Raw genomic sequence first — 4,202 nt, 5'->3', positions numbered from 1 at the left:
CCCGAGGGGCTGCGGCGCTTCACCTCGGCGATGACGTTGACCGGCAGGCCCGGACGGTGCCGGGTGAGCGCGGCCGCGAAGTCCCGGGAGGCGGGACGGGGCGTGCTGGCCACCAGCGGCTTGCGCGCGGCGAGCTCCCGGCGCTTGCGCGCGAAGATGGCCGCGAGCTTGTCCGACTCGGGCGCGCTCATGTCTTGCTCCCAGACACCAGGGCCTGGAGCTTGGCCGCCGCGGCACCGGAGTCGAGGGACTCCACCGCCCGCAGCACACCCTCCTTCAGGTTCGCCGCCTTGCCCACCACCACCAGCGCCGCCGCCGCGTTGAGCAGCACCGCCGTGCGCACCCCGGAGCGCTCTCCCGCCAGCAGCGCCTTGAGGCGCCGGGCGTTGTCCTCCACGTCCCCGCCGGCGATGGCCTCGGCCGGCACCCGCTCCAGCCCCGCGTCCTCCGGGTCGATGGAGAAGGTCCGCACCGTGCCGTCCTCACACAGCTCGGCCACGTCCGAGGTCGTGCACGGGGAGAGCTCGTCCAGCCCGTCCCGGCCGTGCACCACCCAGGCCCGCTTGCTGCCCAGTCGGGACAGGACGCGCGCCGTCTGCTCCAGCCGCTCGCCCGCGAAGGTGCCGAGCAACTGGTAGCGCGCGCCGGCCGGGTTGGTCAGCGGCCCCAGCAGGTTGAAGACGGTGTGCAGGCCAATCTCGCGGCGAGCCGGCGCCACGTGCCGCAAGGCGCTGTGGTGCGAGGGCGCGAAGAGGAAGCCCACGCCGTGCTCGTCCACGTCGCGCGTCACCTGCTCGTGCGAGCGGTCCATGGCCACGCCCACCGCGGCCAGCACGTCCGAACTGCCGCACCGTGAGGACACCGCGCGGTTGCCATGCTTGGCCACCGTCACCCCGGCGCCCGCGGCCACGAAGGCCACGGCCGTGGAGATGTTGAAGGTGTGCGCCCCATCTCCGCCCGTGCCGCAGGTGTCCAGCACCACCTCGGCCCGGGGGTGGATGCGCGTGGCGCAGGCCCGCATGGCCTCCGCCGCGCCGAGGATCTCCTCCTCGGTCTCCCCCTTCATGCGCAACGCGACCGCGAAGGCGCCTACCTGGGCAGGCGTCGCCTCTCCCGCGAGCATCTGGCCCATGATGCGAGCCATCTCCTCGCGGGTCAGGTCGCGCCGGCCCACCACCCTGCCCAGCGCTTCCTTGAGCGTCATGTGCCTACTCCAGTCGCGCTACGTCGCGGCCCAGGGCGGCGGCCACGGCGCGCACCTCGGCCATCACCTTGTCGAACTCCGAGAAGTCCAGCGACTGGGCGCCGTCGGACTTGGCCCGAGGCGGATCCGGGTGCACCTCGACGATGAGGCCGTCGGCCCCCGCCGCGATGGCCGCCCGCATCATCGCCGGCACCGCCTTGCGCACGCCGATGGCGTGCGAGGGGTCCGCCCACACCGGCAGGTGGCTGAGCGCCTTGAGCATCGGCACCGCGTTCAGATCCAGCGTGTTGCGCGTCATCGTCTCGAAGGTGCGGATGCCGCGCTCGCAGAGGATGACCTGGGTGTTGCCGCGGGCGACGACGTACTCGGCCGCCATCAGCAACTCCTTGATGCTGGCGCTCATGCCGCGCTTGAGCATGACGGGCTTGCGCAGCTCGCCCACCGCCTCCAGCAGCGAGAAGTTCTGCATGTTGCGCGCGCCGATCTGGATGATGTCGGCCACCTCGGCCACCGCCGCCAGCGTGGCCGTGTCCTTGGCCTCGGTGATGACGCGCAGGCCCGTCTCCTTGCGCGCCTCGGCCAGCAGCGCCAGGCCGTCACCCTTGAGACCCTGGAACTCGTAGGGGCTGGTGCGGGGCTTGAAGGCGCCGCCGCGCAGCATCGTGGCGCCCGACTTCTTCACCGCCCTGGCGGTGGAGATGATCTGCTCGTGTGACTCCACCGAGCACGGGCCGGCGATGATGTGCACCGTCTTGCCGCCCAGCGTCAGGTCGCCCAGTTGGATGACGCTGTCGTCCGGCTTCACCTCACGGCTCACCAGCTTGAAGGGCTGGGAGACGGGCACCGCGTCCGCCACGCCGGGGAGCACGCGGAAGGGCTCGGCCTCGACCGCTCCCGGGTTGCCGGTGATGCCGATGGCCGTGCGCGTTCCGCCGGGGATCGCATGCGGTTGCCAGCCACGGCGGCGGATCTCGTCGTTCACACGCTCGATGTCCTGGGCCGTCGCATCCGGTCGCATCACGATCAACATGGCTTCTCGCTCTCCCAATGTAAGGAAGAAAGGTGTCCACTTCTTCTCAAATTCCCGAGAAGTGTGGCTGGGTGGAGTCCGGGAATCAATGTAGGACGGGAATTTTCCCATTTGACGGAGGGTGTGCCGTGGAGGGTCCGGACGTCATCGTGGTGGGGGCGGGGCTGGCGGGCCTGACGTGCGCGCGGGTGTTGCAACTGGCGAAGGTGAAGGTGCGGGTGCTGGAGGCCAGCGACGGGGTGGGGGGGCGGGTGCGCACGGACACGGTGGACGGCTTCCTGCTGGACCGGGGCTTCCAGGTGTTCCTCACGGCCTACCCGGAGCCCCAGCGGTGGCTGGACTACGAGGCGCTCGACTTCCAGCGCTTCTTCCCGGGGGCCCTGGTGTGGCGCGGGGGGAAGCTGCACGTGGTGGCGGATCCCTTCCGGCGGCCGGTGCAGGCGGTGACGCACGCCTTCAACAAGGTGGGCTCGTTGCACGACAAGCTGCAGGTGTTGGATCTGCGGCAGCAGGCGCTGGCGGGCACGGTGGAGGACGTGCTCCACCGAGAGCAGAAGACATCGCGGCAGTACCTGCGCGACGTGGGGTTCTCGGAGGAGATGGTGGAGGCCTTCTTCCAGCCCTTCTTCGGAGGCGTGTTCCTGGAGAAGGAGCTGCGCACCTCGAGCCGGATGCTGGAGTTCGTCTTCCGGATGTTCGCCACGGGGGCCACGGCGGTGCCGGCGCGGGGCATGGGGGCGCTGTCCGAGCAGCTCGCGGCGAAGCTGAAATTCGGCGTGGTGCGGCTGAACGTGCCGGTGGAGGAGGTGTGGGGCCACCGGGTGCGGCTGGAGTCCGGGGAAACGCTGGAGTCGAGCGCGGTGGTGGTGGCCACGGACGCGCCCTCGGCGGAGGAGCTGCTGCCGGGCACGCCGCCGCGGAGGATGAACGCGGTGACGTGCCTGTACTTCGCCGCGCCGGAGCCGCCGGTGCGCGGACCCTACCTGGTGCTCAACGGGGAGGGGACGGGGCCGGTGAACAACCTCGCGGTGATGAGCGAGGTGGCGCCCGGGTACGCGCCGGCGGGACAGGCGCTGGTGTCGGTGTCGGTGCTGGAGACGGCGGAGGACTCGGCGGAGCTGGAGGGGCGGGTGCGCGAGCAGCTCTCCGGGTGGTTTGGAGGAGCGGTGGCCAGGTGGCGGCACCTGCGCAGCTACGCGCTTCCGCACGCGCTGCCGGCCCAGCCCCCCGAGGTGATCGAGGAGCCGCATAAACGGGTGCGACTGTCCCCGGGGCTGTACGCGTGCGGGGACTACCGGGAGAACGGCTCCATCGAGGGCGCGATGGTCTCGGGGCGTCGAGCAGCGGAAGCCCTGCTGCGAGACCGGGACCTGCCGGTGCCATGAAGGCCTCTGTCCGTCACCCGGGCTGGAGCCTGTCGAGCGTGCTGGCCATGGTGCTGTGGACGGCGCTGGTCCACGCGCACCCGCCGCGCTTCTTCCTGTGGGCAACGCTCTACTGCGCGGTGTGGCTCGGGCTCTCGTGGAAGGCGATGGGGGAGGAGGGGCGGCCGCGGCTCGTCCCGAGGACCGCGGATCTGCTGTGGGGCGTCGCGCTCGCGGGCGTGCTGTACGTGGGCTCGCGGGCGGTGCTGTGGGCGCTGTGCGGAGGAGGCTTCTCGGAGCTGCTGTGCGAGCCGCTGACGGACGTCTACGAGCGCTTCGGCACGGGCTCGCTGGGGGCGGGGCTGGCGCTGGCGGTGGTCATCGCGCCAGCCGAGGAGTTCTTCTGGCGTGGCGCGGTGCAGCAACTGCTGCGACCGAGGCTCGGCCGGGTGGGGTGCGCGGGGGTGGCCGCGGTGCTGTCGAGCCTCGTGCTGCTGGCCTTCGGAGAGCCGCTGCTGGCGCTCGCGGCGTTTCCCACGTCGCTCGCCTGGGGGCTGCTCGCGGAGTGGCGTCACAGCCTCGCCGCCGCGTGGGTGAGTCACTC

Annotated in this window: 4 protein-coding genes and 1 pseudogene; 2 read left to right on the top strand and 3 right to left on the bottom strand. The window is 71.5% G+C overall.

Features of this window, described 5'->3' with window-relative positions; translation table 11 throughout:
- The 3 genes and pseudogenes from VF794_RS14940 to aroF form a co-directional block, all read right to left on the bottom strand.
- Positions 1–191 (bottom strand): annotated as a pseudogene (locus tag VF794_RS14940) (indole-3-glycerol-phosphate synthase); the annotation flags it as partial.
- On the bottom strand, positions 188–1,204 hold the full coding sequence (gene trpD / locus VF794_RS14935; RefSeq protein WP_331110923.1) for an anthranilate phosphoribosyltransferase: 1,017 nt from the start codon (positions 1,202–1,204) through the stop codon (positions 188–190). The gene trpD and the pseudogene VF794_RS14940, both read right to left, overlap by 4 nt.
- Before the next feature lie 4 nt (positions 1,205–1,208).
- Entirely contained in the window at positions 1,209–2,234 is a 1,026-nt protein-coding gene (gene aroF / locus VF794_RS14930; protein ID WP_331110922.1) for a 3-deoxy-7-phosphoheptulonate synthase, read from the bottom strand.
- 128 nt (positions 2,235–2,362) lie between these two features.
- Between aroF and VF794_RS14925 the strand changes: the two genes are divergently transcribed.
- Positions 2,363–3,619, top strand: a complete 1,257-nt coding sequence (locus tag VF794_RS14925) for an NAD(P)/FAD-dependent oxidoreductase (RefSeq protein WP_331110921.1) — start codon at positions 2,363–2,365, stop codon at positions 3,617–3,619.
- On the top strand, positions 3,616–4,202 hold a 587-nt coding region (locus VF794_RS14920), incomplete at its 3' end, for a CPBP family intramembrane glutamic endopeptidase (protein ID WP_331110919.1). The genes VF794_RS14925 and VF794_RS14920, both read left to right, overlap by 4 nt.

This window comes from Archangium sp., from assembly GCF_036389735.1.
Lineage (GTDB): Bacteria > Myxococcota > Myxococcia > Myxococcales > Myxococcaceae > Archangium.
This window is presented reverse-complemented; position numbering and strand designations above follow the sequence as displayed.